The organism is Bowmanella denitrificans, assembly GCF_002887595.1.
Lineage (GTDB): Bacteria > Pseudomonadota > Gammaproteobacteria > Enterobacterales > Alteromonadaceae > Bowmanella > Bowmanella denitrificans.
In genome coordinates, this window is sequence record NZ_PEBU01000007.1 from 167746 (window position 1) to 182621 (window position 14876).

The following is a 14876-nucleotide window of genomic DNA, read 5'->3' on the forward strand; positions in this document are numbered from 1 at the left end:
TGCATCGTCGGTTATTCGAACACTCAATTACCGATTAATTTTTCTGCTTCTTAGTTAGCCGCGAAAAGCCGCCTCAATAGTAGCAATATCAATTTTCTTCATGGTCATCATGGCATCGAACGCTCGCTTGGCGGCCTTGCGGTCTGGACTGGTGTAAGCCTTGGTCAGCGCCACAGGGGTGATCTGCCAGGAAATTCCCCACTTGTCTTTACACCAGCCACACATACTCTCCTGCCCACCATTGCTGATAATCGCCTGCCAGTAGCGGTCCGTTTCTGCCTGATCTTGGGTAGCTATTTGGAAGGAAAAAGATTCGTTGTGAATCATTCCCGGACCGCCATTTAACCCTAAACAGGGAATACCCAGCACGGTGAACTCTACGGTCAGGACCTCCCCTTTCTGACCTGATGGATAATCCCCTGGAGCGTAATGCACGGCGACAACCGATGAATCAGGAAAGGTGTCAGCATAAAATCGGGCTGCTTCCTCGGCATTGTGGTTATACCAAAGGCATACTGTATTTCTGGCCGTCATGGTCATAATGTTTTCTCCTGTTGATAACAGCTTGTAAACTTTGTCATCTGTTAAACGAATGAAGAGCGACCATTTCGACATAATGAGACAGTGATTTTTTAGAAATAGCAGTCCTGCCAATCCAGCAACATATGCACCGCCAGACCAACGCCAATCCAGCGAGTCTTGGGCAACCACAGCAATGCCGCATAAAGAATAAACCAGGGCCATTGATGTAAGGGATGGAAGCCGATACTGCAACGATCCGGGTCATAAATGGGCGTGGCCAGCAGATGATCCAGGTCCACCAGCATCGTCAACGCCATCAATATAAAGGCACGTTGCCAGGCCTTACCGGCCAGACTCAATGCCAGCGCCAATGGAATGGCAAAATGCAGCAGAATATGCAGCATCAGGCTTGCTGTGCCTTGGCTTTTCCGGCTGCGGCCAGCATCGAGCCAAGCATCACCATACCAGCGCCGATATAAGCCCATTTATCCAGATCACTGGCGGAAAAATGCGCCGGCCATACCCATACCGCCATTTCCATGCTGGTAAAGGTAAATAGCGGTGCCAGGGCAATAACAGCACTGACCTTAGAGGCATGCCAGATATTCAATGCTTCGGTAAACGCCCCGTAGGCCACCACGGTATTGGCACAGCAAAACAGTAATGCAAAGACCTGCAAGCTGTTCAGCTGCATTACTGAGCTTAAATCAGCGAAAGGCAGTAATACCAGGCTGCCTGCACAGTATAAAATCAGGGTCAGTTGTTTGGCTGTGACCGCTTTAAGCAGCACTTTTTGCGACAGGGCATACCAGGCCCAGGTGATAGCAGCAATCACCACCAGAATCACCCCCAGAGTATACTGGCCAAGCGAACTGAACAGCACCGGCAGACGATCATTAAAAAACAGCATCAAGCCGGATAGCAAAATCAACGCACCCAGGGTTTCCAGACGGTTAAAGCGCTCTTTGTATAGCAGGATCCCCCCCACCATCAGTAAAAATGGTGCAAGTTGGATCACAACCTGAGCGGTTTCCGGGTTCAGATAATCCAAGCCCTGTAAATACAACACATAGTTGGCAATCAGGCCGATGGCTGCTGCCGCAATCAGCAGATTATTGCTGCGACTGATGGCCCGCAGCGGTGGCAAAGCTTTGCTTTTATACAACATCAGCCCGACCACCAGGGCGGCGGCACTGAAGCGATACCAGGTAATACTGATGGCATCCATCACTTCCAGGCACAGCTTTAACGCCACCGGCAGCATTCCCCACAGCACGGCGGTCAGCAAGGACAATCCAAACCCATACCAATGTCTGACAACAACTGTTTGCATCACAGCTCCAACAGGGATTAGACAGGCCGCTGAAGCGCGGCCTCAAGGATAAAGCCCGTGGCTTATTATTTTTTATTAATCTGGTGCTTGCGTACCGCGCGGCGCATGCGGGAAATCCGCACATGATCCAGGCGTTTTTTATCATCCACCGCCAGCAGGCTCTCTTTTTCGGCGGGCAACTTCGCCAGCTTACGAAGCGCATTAACATCTTTCAGTTGCAGCTCCACCCAGGCACCCTGAGGTAAACGCTTGGCCAGCTCAATATCACCATAGCGCACCCTGATCAGGCGGCTGACCTTAACGTCCTGAGACTCCCACATGCGCCGCACTTCGCGGTTGCGTCCTTCACTTAAGGTTACGTTGAACCACTGGTTCATGCTTTCCTCATCGCCCTGATGACGACGAATACTGGTAAACTTGGCATCGCCATCTTCCAGCTTGATGCCGTTTTTCAGGCGCCGGATAATATCGTCGGTCACTTCGCCAAACACCCTTACCGCGTATTCGCGTTCTACTTCGTGACTGGGATGCATCAACCGGTTGGCCAGTTCACCGTCATTGGTAAACAACAACAAGCCACTGGTGTTGATATCCAGACGGCCAACGGCAATCCAGCGACCCTGTTTTATTCTTGGCAGACGGTCAAATACGGTAGCACGCCCCTGAGGGTCACTACGACTGCAAAGCTCACCTTCCGGCTTGTTATACATCAACACCCGACAGATGGGTTTTTCGGTCTGGATATCCACCAGCTTACCGTCCACCCGAACCTTGTCCTCTGCACTCACCCTTTGTCCCAGGGTAGCCAGTTGGCCGTTGACGGAAATCCGTCCTTCAGTGATCCACTTTTCCATCTCCCGACGGGAACCGATACCGGCGTTGGCCAGTACCTTTTGCAGTTTTTCGCTCACGTGCGTTTTGCCCTTATTATGCCTGTTTCAACATTAGTCTGAAAAAGGCCGCTATTCTACTCGCGTCCCGTTTCTGGCACCAGCGTTAAACTTGCTATAGCCTGATATCGCCCGATGGCAAAGACCTACTGTATTATTCATCGTAGAGACGCTGAGAACGCAGATATTTCATTAGATTGAACCCTGTTCCCTCTGGGTTCTCGGCGTCTCTGCGGTAAAAATCTCTATACATAATGGTATTGGCTGTTTATGCATGCTGCTCACTCTCATCAGGCGAAGGTAGCTCATCGATGGGCAGTTGCGCCAGGGCGGCAAAATCTATCTCGGATGGCAATTCATCCAGCCCGCCCAGAGAAAAGTAGTCCAAAAAGGCTTTGGTGGTGGCATATAAGGCAGGCCTGCCCGGCACTTCTTTGTGGCCGACGGTTTTAATCCAGCCGCGTTCGGTCAAGGTTTTAACGATATGGGTACTGACCGATACCCCGCGCACATCTTCAATCTCACCGCGGGTAATGGGCTGACGATAAGCAATCAACGCCAGGGTCTCCAACAAGGCCCTTGAATAGCGCGGCGCCTGCTCCTGCCAGAGTTTAGACAACCAGGGGGCCAGACTATCCATGGATTGAAAACGGTAGCCACTGGCGACTTTTACCAGTTGTACCCCGCGCGGACGATAATCCAGTTGCAGTTCATCCAAAATGGCTTTGAGGCGCTTTTGGCTGACCTTAATATCCAGCAGTACGGTTTCCTGCAAGCGCTGGAGACTCAGTGGCTCGTCGGCCACAAAAATGGCCGCTTCCACCAGTTGTTTTAACTGCTCATCCGATATCCGCGCCATAGGCATCCTCCTGCATTGGCCTGCCTTTTACATGAATCTGTGCATAAGGAGCGGCCTGAACCAATTCGATCAGTGACTCTTTAACCAGTTCCAGCACCGCCAAAAAGGTAACCACCACGCCAGCACGGCCTTCTTCCAGCCTAAACAGTGCCTGAAAGGGCACAAACTGCTGCTCACCATCCAGCCTGGCCAGAATCGCACTCATCCGTTCACGGGTTGACAACGCCTCGCGTTGAATCTGATGATGTTCAAAGGCGGCGGCACGCTTAAGTACATCCTGAAAGCTCAGTACCAGTTCTTGCAAGGTCACCGTAGGCAGAATTCGAATGGGCTGACAGTTATCACTGGGCCTGGCCTCAGCCAGATAAAAATCCCGCTCCTGCCTGGGTAACCCATCCAGTTCCTGAGCCGCCTGCTTGATGGCTTCATATTCGCGTAAACGGCGGATCAGCTCGGCACGCGGGTCTTGTTCGTCATCTGCTGCATCTTCGCGTTTAGGCAGCAACACCCTGGATTTAATCTCGGCCAGTATCGCCGCCATTAACAAGTATTCACCGGCCAGTTCCAGCTTGAGATCGGTCATGAGATCCACGTATTCCATATACTGGCGGGTGATCTGCAATATGGGCAGACTGGCAATATCAAATTTTTGCTTGCGGATCAGATACAGCAATAAATCCAGCGGGCCTTCAAAGCTCTCCAGAATGACTTCCAGCGCATCAGGGGGAATATACAAATCTTCCGGGCGCTCAATCATCGCCTCGCCATGCACAAACGCCAGTGGCAGCGGCTGCTGCACCGGCGTTTTTCCTATTGGCTCGGCCTGATTATCAAGAGCTTCAGACAAAGGCTGACACGTCCCCTTCACCTTCACGGATCACAATGCATTCCCCTTCGGAAAGATCCAGGACCGTGGTGGGATGTTCGCCAAGATGGCCGCCATTGATGATCAAATCCACCTGTTTTTCCAGCATATCGCGGATCGTTTCCGGATCGGACTCTGCGAGCTGATTACCTGGCAGAATCAACGACGTGGACATCAGGGGTTCGCCCAGCTCTTCTAAGAGCGCAAGGGCAATGCGATTGTCCGGCACCCGAATACCGATGGTTTTACGTTTGGGATGATGCAGGCGCTTAGGTACTTCTTTGGTGGCTTTTAGGATAAAAGTATAGGCACCCGGCGTATTGTTTTTAATCTGGCGGAATGCCTGATTGTCGACCCTGGCATACACTGACAGCTCCGACATATCCCGGCACATCAGGGTAAAATTATGCTCTTTACCCAACTCCCGAATGCGGATAATACGCTCCAGGGCTTGCTTATCATCCAGGTGACAACCTATGGCATAGCCAGAGTCGGTGGGATACACCACCACCGCGCCGTTTTTAACCATATCTGCAGCCTGTTTCATCAGACGCTGTTGGGGGTTATCCGGATGGACATAGAAAAACTGACTCATTTACCAGCTCAGTAAGGACTTTATTCCCTAATGGTGGCATAAGTGCCTGGCATGGCAAATGGTTTTTCGCATTTAAACAGCCACTTGCTCAAGCCGCAGGACATTGCCAGTCGTCCCAAACCGGCGTGAGTTGTGAGTCAAATTGCAGATTACGGCCCAGCTCCGTCCAGCGGCCAGGGAAATGAAAATCCGAGCCTGCCGAGGCTTCAAGGCCGTATTCCATAGCATAGCTGGCCAGTTGTCGTTTTAAATCCGGGGCCAGCTGCGGATGGGTTACTTCCATCCCCTGGCCACCGGACTCAGCAAAAAACACCAGCAACCGGCGCAGCCATTTGGCCGACAGATCGTAGCGGGCCGGGTGAGCCAACACCGCCTTGCCGCCCGCTTGACGTATCCAACTGATGGCCTCGGGAATTTCCGGCCACTGCGGTTTAACAAAAGCCCGCTTATCTTTGCCTAAGTATTTTTTAAAGGCCTCTTCATGGTCTTTTACCGCGCCACGCTTAACCAGTGCCCTGGCAAAATGAGAGCGGGTCAGTTGTCCCACTCCAGCCAAGGCTTTTGCGTCAGCATAAATGCCCTCAATACCGGCTTTTGCCAACTTAGCTGACATTTCCTGTGCCCGCTGTTCCCTGGCCTGACTTTGTGCGGCAAGACGGGCAAGTAAGCCTGTATCCTGGTGATTCAGATTGAGGCCGAGCACATGAATATCAAAGCCGTGCCAACGGGTGGATATCTCTACGCCGGCAATAATCCACAACGGCCGTTTCTGACTTTGCTGATAACTGCGAGCTTCATCAATGGCCGCCACCGTATCATGGTCGGTAATGGCCAGCGCATCCAGTTGCATATTGTGCGCCCGGTCCACCAGTTCTTTGGGTGACAAGGCACCGTCCGAATGGTGTGTGTGGCTGTGCAAATCTATTTTCATCTTTTCCCGCATTAGCTATTGACAGGACATCTATTTTGTTTTCTTCTATAAAGCATCGAGATTATAACAATTTGGTACGCACAGCGTACTTAATTCAGGCAAAGATTCCATGAACATTAACGCAATCAACATCATTTGGTGGTGGCACAACCCGAACTAGCGGGCTGTGTGCGTTTGTGCTTGGAAAAGCATTCTGAAGGCCCGCATCTGCGGGCCTTTTTTGTTTTTATACTATTGGAATGGCAACATGAGTTTAGCGCAACTAAGTGACCAGCCAGGGAAAGTCGAGACCCTGATTGTTCAGAGCCGATATCAGGCTGATCCACTGAATCTTTATCAGATTCTGTGCCACAACAAGGCTAACAGCCTATTGCTGGAATCCGCTGAAATCGACAGTAAGGACGATTTGAAAAGCCTGCTACTGGTAGACGCCGCATTAAAACTAACCTGTAACGGGCAATCGGTCACTATCGAAGCCCTCACCGATAACGGCAAGGCCTTATTGCCGCTGCTGGTCAGCCACAGTCAGGCCACTAAGGTGCAACAATCCAGTGACAATGTTCTGACCCTGGTTTTCGCAGCCGCCGATGAGCACTTGGATGAAGACAGCCGCCTGAAAGCCAAATCGGTATTTGACAGCTTACGTACCCTGCTTAATCGGGTACAACCGCTGCGTCAGCACCCTCATGCGGTATTTTTAGGCGGCGCGTTTGCCTACGATTTGCTGGGCGGTTTTGAAAATCTGCCAGAGGTGCCTGAAGGGGCCAATAGCTGTCCGGATTTTGTGTTCTACCTGGCTGAAACCCTGATCCTGATTGACCATCAAACGCAAAACACTGAGATCATTGGCAGTGTATTCTCTGGTCAAAACGTGGCGCAAAACTATTTTGCTGTCAGCCAGCGTCTGGAACACCTTCATCAGCAGTTGCAACAAGGCCAGCAGTATCAGCAGCAGGCCGTGCCCAGGGTCAGCCGCGAGCAGTTGGCGGTAGACAAGAGTGATGAAGCCTACCAACAGGATGTGCTGGCACTGAAGGAACATATTCTGGCTGGCGATATCTTTCAGGTTGTGCCCTCAAGAACATTCAGTCTGCCCTGCCCTGACCCGCATCTTGCCTACGCCAAGCTTAAACAACAAAACCCCAGCCCTTATATGTTCTTCCTGCAGGATGAGGCATTTTGTATTTTTGGTGCTTCCCCTGAATCAGCGCTGAAGTATTGCAGCCAAAGCAAACAGGTCGAGGTCTACCCCATTGCAGGCACCCGTCCCAGGGGCTTTAACCCCAACGGTACGATTAATAGGGATCTGGACAGCCGCATTGAGCTGAACTTGCGTGAAGACGAAAAAGAGAAGGCCGAGCACCTGATGCTGGTCGACCTGGCCCGTAACGACATCGCCCGGGTATCAGTGCCCGGCAGCCGCTTTGTTAAAGACTTGCTGAAAGTAGACCGCTACTCCCAGGTGATGCACCTGGTTTCCCGGGTGGTAGGCCAGTTACGCCCCGATTTGGATGCCCTGCATGCCTATCAGGCCTGTATGAATATGGGTACCTTAGTGGGCGCGCCTAAAGTGTCGGCCGCCAGGCTGATCCGCAGGGTTGAAAAGCAGCGGCGCGGCAGTTATGGCGGCGCGGTGGGGTATGTTAACAGTCAGGGCGATATGGACACTTGTATTGTCATTCGCTCTGCCTTTGTCAGGGGTGGCACCGCCTATGTGCAGGCTGGTGCCGGAGTGGTGTACGACTCAGACCCTGTAAGTGAAGCAAATGAAACCCGCAGTAAAGCCCAGGCGGTATTGCGTGCGATTGTGGACGCCCATCAGGAGAAGCTGGCATGAACAAGCCTCATGTATTTTTGCTCGATAACTTTGATTCCTTTACCTACAACCTGGTGGATGAAATGCGTTGCCTAGGCTTTGAACTGACCGTCTATCGCAACCATTTGCAGGCCGACTTTGTGTATGAGCAGATGCTGGCCTGTGCTGGCGATGCGCTGCTGATGTTATCGCCTGGCCCGGGAACGCCGGCCGAGGCAGGCTGTATGCCGGCGCTACTAAAACGGGTACAAGGGCGCTTTCCGGTATTGGGCATCTGCCTGGGTCACCAGGCCATTGTTGAACATTATGGTGGCAAGGTGGGCCGGGCCGCAGAAGTAATGCATGGTAAATCCTCAGCCATCGAGCATTGCCGGGACAAAATGTTTGCCAATCTGCCCCACCCGTTACCTGTGGCCCGTTACCATTCACTGATGGCCACCCAACTGGCAGATGGATTGGATGTCCTGGCCAGCTACAACCAAGTGCCTATGGCGGTGTATCAGGCACAAGATAATATGCTGGGTTTTCAGTTTCACCCTGAGTCCATTCTCACCTCGCAAGGTAGCCAATTGCTGACCCAGAGCATTGACTATCTGTGCCAAGCAAAAGGATAACAAGATGCAGGAACTGCTGGAAAAATTATACGCATTGCAGCCACTCAGCCAGGAACAGAGCTTCGGCCTGTTCAGCCAGGTGATGCAGGGCAATATGGACCCGATCGTTTTGTCTTCGGTGCTGACCGCGCTGAAAGTGCGCGGTGAAACTCCACCAGAAATAGCCGGAGCAGCGTCAGCCCTGGTCAGTCATGCGGCGGATTTTCCCCGTCCCGACTATGCATTTGCCGATATTGTAGGGACCGGAGGCGACGGTTTTAACACCCTGAACATCTCGTCCTCCAGTGCCATTGTGGGAGCGGCCTGTGGTGTTAAAGTGGCCAAGCACGGCAATCGCAGTGTGTCGAGTAAATCCGGTTCAGCGGATCTGTTTCGAGAGTTTGGTCTGAATCTGACCATGAGTGCGCATACAGCGCGTCGCTGCCTGGATGAATCGGGTCTGTGCTTTTTATTCGCACCTAACTATCATGCCGGCATTCGCCATGCCATGCCGGTCAGAACCGCGCTAAAAACCCGCACTCTGTTCAATTTGCTTGGCCCGCTGGCCAACCCGGCCAAGCCCAGTCATATGCTAATTGGTGTGTATCTGCCCGAGCTGGTACGCCCCTTTGCCGAAACCTTAAAATTGCTGGGTTATCAAAAGGCCCTGGTGGTGCATGGCAGCGGGCTGGATGAATTTGCCCTGCATGGACCCAGTCAGGTTGCCAGGCTGGAACATGGCGAGATCCAGGAATTAATGCTGACTCCGGCCGATTTCGGCCTGCCCGAGCAGCCTATCAGTGCCATTACCGGCGGTGAACCACAAGAAAATAAAAACATGATTGAAGCGCTACTGAGCGGCAACGGGCAGCCCGCCCATTGTCAGGCTGTGGCTATCAATACCGGTGCGCTGTTGATGTTGATGGGTAAAGTGGATAGCTTTGCCCAGGGAGCAGAGATGGCCATGGATATGATGCAAGGTCGCCAGGCGCTCGATCTGATTCAGCGCAGCGCAACAATCAGCCAGGAGTAACAGATGGCCAACGTATTGGAAAAAATTGTTGCAGATAAGCGTCAGGAGCTGATTGCCCGCAAGCAGGTCCTGCCACTGGAAAGCTTTGTCAACAACCTGACCCCGTCAGACAAAAGCCTGTATGAGGCTTTAAACCAGCCGCAGGCAGGGTTTATTTTCGAATGTAAAAAGGCGTCGCCTTCAAAGGGATTAATCAGAGCGGTGTTTGACCTGGATGAGATCTTAACCGCCTACCAACCCCATGCCGCCGCTATTTCAGTGCTGACGGATGAAAAATACTTTCAGGGTAGCTACGACTATCTAAGCTATGTGACCGAGCGGGTCAGCCAGCCCGTGCTGAATAAGGATTTCTTTATCGACCCTTATCAGGTACACCTGGCTCGCTATTATCATGCCGATGCGATTCTGCTGATGTTGTCGGTACTGGATGATGCCAGTTATCTGGAACTGGCGGAACTCGCCGCCCACTATCAGTTGGATGTGCTGACCGAGGTGTCTAATCAGGAAGAGGCACATCGCGCCACCAATCTGGGTGCCAAGATCATTGGCATTAACAATCGCAACCTGCGTGATTTAACCACCGACCTTGCGACCACCGAGGCACTGGCCCCGCTACTGCCTGCAGATGCCCTGATTATCTCTGAGTCCGGCATTTATACTCACCAGGATGTATTACGCCTGGCCCCTTTGGCGGATGGCTTTTTGGTGGGCAGCTCATTAATGGCGCAGCAGAATCTGCCCCTGGCAGTGCACCAACTGCTGTTTGGCAACATAAAAATCTGTGGCCTGACCAATATCCAGGACGCTCAGGCGGTAAAACGCAGTGGCGCCAGTTACGGCGGGCTGATATTTGCCGAACAATCTAAGCGTCGTATCAGCGAAACCCAGGCCAGGCAGTTGGTGGAACAGGTGCCACTTGATTATGTCGGCGTATTTGTTAACTCGCCCTTAGAGGAGGTGGCAAGGCTTGCCGACAGTCTGAGCTTAAGCGCCGTGCAAGTGCATGGTCAGGAAAGCGATGACTATATTGCCGCCCTGAAAAGCATCTTGCCCCATGCTTGCCAATTATGGAAAGCACTGGGCGTAACGGATATGCTGCCCGCCATGCACAACCCTAATGTAGATAAATATCTGCTCGACTGTCAGGTCGGCAATGACTTTGGTGGCACAGGTCAACAGTTTGACTGGACCATACTAAGCGACGTTAAAGATAAGTCCCACATTGCCCTGGCTGGCGGGCTCAACCCAGACAATATCCGTCAGGCCGCTGCCACAGGTGTTGGGCTACTGGATGTGAACTCCGGTATAGAAAGTCGCCCTGGGGTAAAAGATCCACACAAATTACAGCAACTATTCGCACAATTAAGAGACTACTAATGAGCAAACATTTATCCACCAAATTTGGTGACTATGGCGGCATGTATGTTCCAGAGCTGCTGATCCCGGCCCTCGACCAGTTGGAACAGGCATTTATTGACGCCCAGCAGGACCCGGAGTTTCAACAGGAATTCAAAAGCCTGCTGAATGACTATGCCGGCCGCCCCACACCATTGACCAGAACCCGCAATCTGGTCAGCAATCCCAAGGTCACCCTGTATCTGAAGCGTGAAGATCTGTTACACGGCGGCGCCCATAAAACCAACCAGGTGCTGGGGCAGGCGCTGCTAACCAAGCGCATGGGTAAAACCCAGGTGATCGCCGAAACCGGTGCGGGTCAGCACGGTGTGGCCACCGCCCTTGCCTGCGCATTGCTTGGCTTGAAGGCGCGTATTTATATGGGCGCCAAAGATGTTGAACGCCAGGCACCTAATGTATTTCGTATGCGCTTAATGGGCGCTGAGGTTATTCCGGTCAATGCCGGCTCCGGGACATTGAAAGACGCGGTCAACGAGGCCCTGCGCGACTGGTCTGCCAGTTATCAGGATGCGCACTATTTGCTTGGCACGGCTGCCGGCCCGCACCCCTTCCCCACCATAGTGCGGGAATTCCACAAGATGATCAGCGAAGAAATCCGCGCCCAGATCCTGGAAAAAGAAGGTCGCTTGCCCGATGCAGTCGTAGCTTGTGTTGGCGGCGGCTCCAACGCCATTGGCGCCTTCGCGGATTTTATTGACACCCCAGAGGTGCAGTTAATCGGTGTTGAGCCTGCCGGCAAAGGCCTGCATACCCACGAACATGGTGCGGCGATTGCCAAAGGCACCAAGGGGATATTGCACGGTGCCTACAGCTACATTATGCAAACACCGGAAGGGCAGATTGAAGAATCTTACTCCGTTTCTGCTGGTTTGGATTACCCGGCAGTAGGCCCCCAACACGCTTACTTGCATGATATTGGCCGCGCTACCTACGAGTCAGTCACCGACGAAGAAGCGCTGAACGCCTTTCAGATCTTGGCCCGCAAAGAGGGCATTATTCCTGCTTTGGAATCGTCCCATGCGCTGGCCCATGCGCTGAATATGGCCGACGCGGCAGAACAAGAAACCTTAATTGTCGTTAACCTGTCAGGCCGCGGTGATAAAGACCTGGCCCATGTACAGCAGTTTTTAAAAGGGGATTCCCACAATGGATAGATATGCACAGATGTTCCAGCGCCTGGACAACGACAAGCAAGGCGCATTTGTGCCCTTCGTGACTCTGGGCGATCCGGATATGGAAACCAGTCTGGAGGTGATTGAAGCCCTGATAGCAGGTGGCGCCGATGCACTGGAACTGGGTATCCCTTTTTCTGACCCTATTGCCGACGGCCCCACAATTCAAAAATCCGCCATTCGTGCTCTGGATAAAGGTGTCAGCCCCAAGGATTGCCTGGCCATTATCCGCCGCATTCGGGAGCGCCACCGCGAGATCCCCATCGGCTTGTTGCTCTACAGCAATCTGGTACTGGCGCCTGGAATTGATGAGTTTTATCGTCAGTGTGCCGAAGCTGGGGTGGATTCCATTTTGGTCGCGGATGTGCCCATTCGTGAAGGTGAGCCGTTTATGGCCGCTGCCAAAGCACAGGGTATTCACCAGATACTGATCGCCCCCCCCAATGCATCAGAGCAGACCCTGCAACAAATTGGTGAACTTTCAAGCGGTTACACCTATCTGTTAGGCCGTGCTGGTGTCACCGGAACAGAAACAGCCGCCGATATGCCAGCATCCAACCTGATAAGCAAGCTTCATGAGGTAGGTGCGGCCCGGCCGATTCTGGGCTTTGGTATCTCCAAACCGGAACAGGTTAAAGCCGCCATTGAAGCTGGCGCGGCAGGTGCGATTGCCGGTTCAGCCACGGTGAAAATTATTGAACAGCACCTGGAAAATAAAGCCATGATGCTCACCCGTTTAACCGAATTTGTGGCTGGCATGAAAGCCGCTACCAACCGCTAATAACCGAAGATAGATTCACCGCAGAGCCGCCGAGAATACAGTTTAAACTATTAAAATCTCGGTGTTCTTTGCGCCTCTGCGGTGAAAATTTCGTGTTTCCGAGTCAGTAAACTAAGACTGAGCGGCACATTTCCAACAAAGCACGTTGCAATCAACGGCAAAAGTCACCACCTAGCCCTGTCCAGCCACAGTAAAAATCGGTACTATCCCAGCATTGCGATAAAGAGGTATACGCGACTATGCAATTTCTGATGGAATTTCTGCCCCTGCTGGTGTTCTTCCTGGTTTATAAGTTTGTCGATATTTTCTGGGCCACAGGCGCGCTGATGGCCGCCACTGCAGTGCAAATGCTGGTGACCTACCTACGGACCAAAGAAATCCCCAAAAAGCAGTGGGTGTTTTTTGCCATGATTGTGGTGTTTGGCGGCTTGACCATCGCCCTGCATGACGAACATTTTATTATGTGGAAACCCACCATTGTTTATCTGATTTTTGCGGCCATTCTGATTGGTAGCCAAATCATGAAGCGCCCCGCCCTAAAAGAGCTGCTCGGCAGCGCCATGGAACTACCCGAAACGATCTGGAAGCGTATCAACACCGGATGGGCGGTATTTTTTGTCGCCAGTGCCGTGCTGAATATTTACGTGGCCTATGAATTCAGTCAGGACACCTGGGTGAGTTTTAAAGTATTTGGTATGACCGGTGTAACCTTGGTGTTCACTATTCTGACCATTATGTATGCTTACCGTTATATGCCGGAAGAGCAAAAACAAGACGAGCAAATTGACGATAACAAGCAAGGATAAGTGGTCATGTGGTATGTATTTTTCTCCGAAGATGTGGCCAACAGCCTGGAAAAGCGCAAAGCCGCCAGGCCAGATCATCTGGCCCGTTTACAGGCGCTTAAAGACCTGGGGCGGTTATTGGTAGCGGGCCCCTGTCCGGCCATTGATTGCGAGGACCCTGGCGAAGCCGGTTTCAGTGGCTCAGTGGTGATTGCGGAGTTTGCCAGCCTGCAGGAAGCCCAAGCCTGGGCGGATGCCGATCCTTATATGGCTGCCGGTGTCTATCAGCGTACTATCGTTAAACCTTATAAGAAGGTACTGCCTTAAAGCTGCCGGTTTACAGATGGCCGTCGTCAGCGTATGACGCCATCTGATCACTTTCAGTTGAAAACCAATGACATGCTACAAATCAGTCGAAACGTACAATTAGATCCTGCCGAGGTGGAACTGACCGCCATCCGTGCTCAGGGTAGCGGTGGCCAGAATGTCAATAAGGTGTCCAGCGCCATTCATTTACGCTTTGATATCCGCGCCTCTTCGCTGCCCGACTTCTACAAGGAACGCCTGCTGACACTGTCTGACAGCCGTATCAGCAATGACGGCATCCTCATTCTCAAGGCGCAGAATTATCGTACCCAGGAACAAAATCGTGAGGACGCCCTGAATCGACTGACTGAGATTATTCAAAGTGCTGGAAAAACCCAAAAGGCACGCCGCGCCACCAAGCCAACCAAGGCTTCGCAAAAACGCCGCGTGGAAGGCAAAAAGAAAGCTGGGGCGAAAAAAAGCTTACGAGGGAAAGTGGATTACTAATCCGCATACCTCTACCACTAATTAGTGCCAGCTGTATAGGCAGAAAATTCGTATTGGATTTCATGCCCAATATTGGGGCAATCTGCAACAGTCTGATACCTGTTTTGAATTCTTAGCATATAAATGCCGACAAAACAGGCGGTTAATCCAGTAGCTAAGCATGGATTCAGATGCTAAAAGTATCAGGCTGTATATCTGTGCGATTTGACCAGAGTCAGCCCCTGCAGAGCATTGTGATCGGACCAGTTATCTTTATACTTATCGCCAATTTTGGCACCTAGCCAAACATCCGCGTTTTGAAATTGACATTCATATTTGAGGCAATGAACCTGCCACGCATTCACTCCACCAGGAGAGTCGTTGCTGCACAGGCGCATCCGCCATGCCTTCTGTCAGCAATGCATTGCGCTTTGCGCCCACTAGACCAGCAGCCCGGCGTCGTGGTCAGAAGGGGCTGGGTTTGAACAAAATC

General features: G+C 52.2%; 17 protein-coding genes. 9 read left to right on the forward strand and 8 right to left on the reverse strand.

Annotated elements, in window-relative coordinates; genetic code table 11:
* Positions 1 to 54: 54 nt before the first annotated feature.
* The 8 genes from CSR04_RS14280 to CSR04_RS14315 all read right to left on the reverse strand — a co-directional run bounded on the left by CSR04_RS14280 (position 55) and on the right by CSR04_RS14315 (position 5995).
* Positions 55 to 615: a VOC family protein gene (locus tag CSR04_RS14280; RefSeq protein WP_245921623.1), complete on the reverse strand. Its 561-nt coding sequence runs from the start codon at positions 613 to 615 to the stop codon at positions 55 to 57.
* Positions 616 to 632: 17 nt separating this feature from the next.
* On the reverse strand, positions 633 to 926 hold the full coding sequence (locus CSR04_RS14285; protein WP_102796976.1) for a DUF6122 family protein: 294 nt from the start codon (positions 924 to 926) through the stop codon (positions 633 to 635).
* A complete protein-coding gene (locus tag CSR04_RS14290) occupies positions 926 to 1855 on the reverse strand; it encodes a DMT family transporter (protein ID WP_102796977.1) in 930 nt (309 codons plus the stop codon). The genes CSR04_RS14285 and CSR04_RS14290 overlap by 1 nt, the downstream gene beginning before the upstream one ends.
* Positions 1856 to 1920: 65 nt before the next feature.
* The gene (gene rluB / locus CSR04_RS14295; RefSeq protein WP_102796978.1) at positions 1921 to 2766 is read right to left on the reverse strand and encodes a 23S rRNA pseudouridine(2605) synthase RluB; all 846 of its coding nucleotides are present in this window, start codon (positions 2764 to 2766) and stop codon (positions 1921 to 1923) included.
* A gap of 247 nt (positions 2767 to 3013) precedes the next feature.
* Positions 3014 to 3604: an SMC-Scp complex subunit ScpB gene (gene scpB / locus CSR04_RS14300; protein WP_102796979.1), complete on the reverse strand. Its 591-nt coding sequence runs from the start codon at positions 3602 to 3604 to the stop codon at positions 3014 to 3016.
* A complete protein-coding gene (locus CSR04_RS14305) occupies positions 3585 to 4451 on the reverse strand; it encodes a segregation and condensation protein A (protein ID WP_245921625.1) in 867 nt (288 codons plus the stop codon). Before CSR04_RS14305 ends, scpB begins: the two co-directional genes overlap by 20 nt.
* A complete protein-coding gene (locus tag CSR04_RS14310) occupies positions 4444 to 5064 on the reverse strand; it encodes an L-threonylcarbamoyladenylate synthase (RefSeq protein ID WP_102796980.1) in 621 nt (206 codons plus the stop codon). Before CSR04_RS14310 ends, CSR04_RS14305 begins: the two co-directional genes overlap by 8 nt.
* An 88-nt stretch (positions 5065 to 5152) precedes the next feature.
* Positions 5153 to 5995 carry a PHP domain-containing protein gene (locus CSR04_RS14315; RefSeq protein ID WP_102796981.1) on the reverse strand — a complete coding sequence of 281 codons (843 nt, stop codon included), beginning with the start codon at positions 5993 to 5995 and terminating at the stop codon, positions 5153 to 5155.
* A gap of 247 nt (positions 5996 to 6242) precedes the next feature.
* Between CSR04_RS14315 and CSR04_RS14320 the strand changes: the two genes are divergently transcribed.
* The 9 genes from CSR04_RS14320 to arfB all read left to right on the forward strand — a co-directional run bounded on the left by CSR04_RS14320 (position 6243) and on the right by arfB (position 14404).
* The gene (locus CSR04_RS14320; protein WP_102796982.1) at positions 6243 to 7832 is read left to right on the forward strand and encodes an anthranilate synthase component 1; all 1590 of its coding nucleotides are present in this window, start codon (positions 6243 to 6245) and stop codon (positions 7830 to 7832) included.
* The gene (locus tag CSR04_RS14325; RefSeq protein WP_102796983.1) at positions 7829 to 8425 is read left to right on the forward strand and encodes an aminodeoxychorismate/anthranilate synthase component II; all 597 of its coding nucleotides are present in this window, start codon (positions 7829 to 7831) and stop codon (positions 8423 to 8425) included. Before CSR04_RS14320 ends, CSR04_RS14325 begins: the two co-directional genes overlap by 4 nt.
* Positions 8426 to 8429: 4 nt before the next feature.
* Complete coding sequence (gene trpD / locus CSR04_RS14330; protein ID WP_102796984.1) at positions 8430 to 9437, forward strand: anthranilate phosphoribosyltransferase; 1008 nt, start codon at positions 8430 to 8432, stop codon at positions 9435 to 9437.
* A 3-nt stretch (positions 9438 to 9440) separates the two neighbouring features.
* Positions 9441 to 10814, forward strand: coding sequence for a bifunctional indole-3-glycerol-phosphate synthase TrpC/phosphoribosylanthranilate isomerase TrpF (gene trpCF, locus CSR04_RS14335; protein ID WP_102796985.1), 1374 nt, complete (start codon positions 9441 to 9443; stop codon positions 10812 to 10814).
* Positions 10814 to 12007 carry a tryptophan synthase subunit beta gene (gene trpB, locus CSR04_RS14340; RefSeq protein WP_102796986.1) on the forward strand — a complete coding sequence of 398 codons (1194 nt, stop codon included), beginning with the start codon at positions 10814 to 10816 and terminating at the stop codon, positions 12005 to 12007. Before trpCF ends, trpB begins: the two co-directional genes overlap by 1 nt.
* Positions 12000 to 12806: a tryptophan synthase subunit alpha gene (gene trpA / locus CSR04_RS14345; RefSeq protein WP_102796987.1), complete on the forward strand. Its 807-nt coding sequence runs from the start codon at positions 12000 to 12002 to the stop codon at positions 12804 to 12806. The genes trpB and trpA overlap by 8 nt, the downstream gene beginning before the upstream one ends.
* 239 nt (positions 12807 to 13045) lie before the next feature.
* On the forward strand, positions 13046 to 13612 hold the full coding sequence (locus tag CSR04_RS14350; RefSeq protein WP_102796988.1) for a septation protein A: 567 nt from the start codon (positions 13046 to 13048) through the stop codon (positions 13610 to 13612).
* 6 nt (positions 13613 to 13618) lie between these two features.
* Positions 13619 to 13918 carry a YciI family protein gene (locus CSR04_RS14355; RefSeq protein WP_102796989.1) on the forward strand — a complete coding sequence of 100 codons (300 nt, stop codon included), beginning with the start codon at positions 13619 to 13621 and terminating at the stop codon, positions 13916 to 13918.
* Positions 13919 to 13990: 72 nt separating this feature from the next.
* Positions 13991 to 14404 (forward strand): alternative ribosome rescue aminoacyl-tRNA hydrolase ArfB, encoded by a 414-nt coding sequence (arfB, locus tag CSR04_RS14360; RefSeq protein WP_102797091.1) that lies wholly within the window; start codon positions 13991 to 13993, stop codon positions 14402 to 14404.
* Positions 14405 to 14876 lie beyond the last annotated feature (472 nt).

What these genes read in the sequence shown, in the direction of transcription:
- CSR04_RS14315 (WP_102796981.1), bottom strand. Translation starts at nt 5,995, where the DNA reads ATGAAAATAGATTTGCACAGCCACACACACCATTCGGACGGTGCCTTG.
- trpCF (WP_102796985.1), top strand. Translation starts at nt 9,441, where the DNA reads ATGGCCAACGTATTGGAAAAAATTGTTGCAGATAAGCGTCAGGAGCTG.
- trpA (WP_102796987.1), top strand. Translation starts at nt 12,000, where the DNA reads ATGGATAGATATGCACAGATGTTCCAGCGCCTGGACAACGACAAGCAA.
- trpB (WP_102796986.1), top strand. Translation starts at nt 10,814, where the DNA reads ATGAGCAAACATTTATCCACCAAATTTGGTGACTATGGCGGCATGTAT.
- CSR04_RS14290 (WP_102796977.1), bottom strand. Translation starts at nt 1,855, where the DNA reads ATGCAAACAGTTGTTGTCAGACATTGGTATGGGTTTGGATTGTCCTTG.
- arfB (WP_102797091.1), top strand. Translation starts at nt 13,991, where the DNA reads ATGCTACAAATCAGTCGAAACGTACAATTAGATCCTGCCGAGGTGGAA.
- CSR04_RS14285 (WP_102796976.1), bottom strand. Translation starts at nt 926, where the DNA reads ATGCTGCATATTCTGCTGCATTTTGCCATTCCATTGGCGCTGGCATTG.
- CSR04_RS14310 (WP_102796980.1), bottom strand. Translation starts at nt 5,064, where the DNA reads ATGAGTCAGTTTTTCTATGTCCATCCGGATAACCCCCAACAGCGTCTG.
- CSR04_RS14355 (WP_102796989.1), top strand. Translation starts at nt 13,619, where the DNA reads ATGTGGTATGTATTTTTCTCCGAAGATGTGGCCAACAGCCTGGAAAAG.
- CSR04_RS14320 (WP_102796982.1), top strand. Translation starts at nt 6,243, where the DNA reads ATGAGTTTAGCGCAACTAAGTGACCAGCCAGGGAAAGTCGAGACCCTG.
- CSR04_RS14350 (WP_102796988.1), top strand. Translation starts at nt 13,046, where the DNA reads ATGCAATTTCTGATGGAATTTCTGCCCCTGCTGGTGTTCTTCCTGGTT.
- CSR04_RS14325 (WP_102796983.1), top strand. Translation starts at nt 7,829, where the DNA reads ATGAACAAGCCTCATGTATTTTTGCTCGATAACTTTGATTCCTTTACC.
- scpB (WP_102796979.1), bottom strand. Translation starts at nt 3,604, where the DNA reads ATGGCGCGGATATCGGATGAGCAGTTAAAACAACTGGTGGAAGCGGCC.
- CSR04_RS14280 (WP_245921623.1), bottom strand. Translation starts at nt 615, where the DNA reads ATGTCGAAATGGTCGCTCTTCATTCGTTTAACAGATGACAAAGTTTAC.
- trpD (WP_102796984.1), top strand. Translation starts at nt 8,430, where the DNA reads ATGCAGGAACTGCTGGAAAAATTATACGCATTGCAGCCACTCAGCCAG.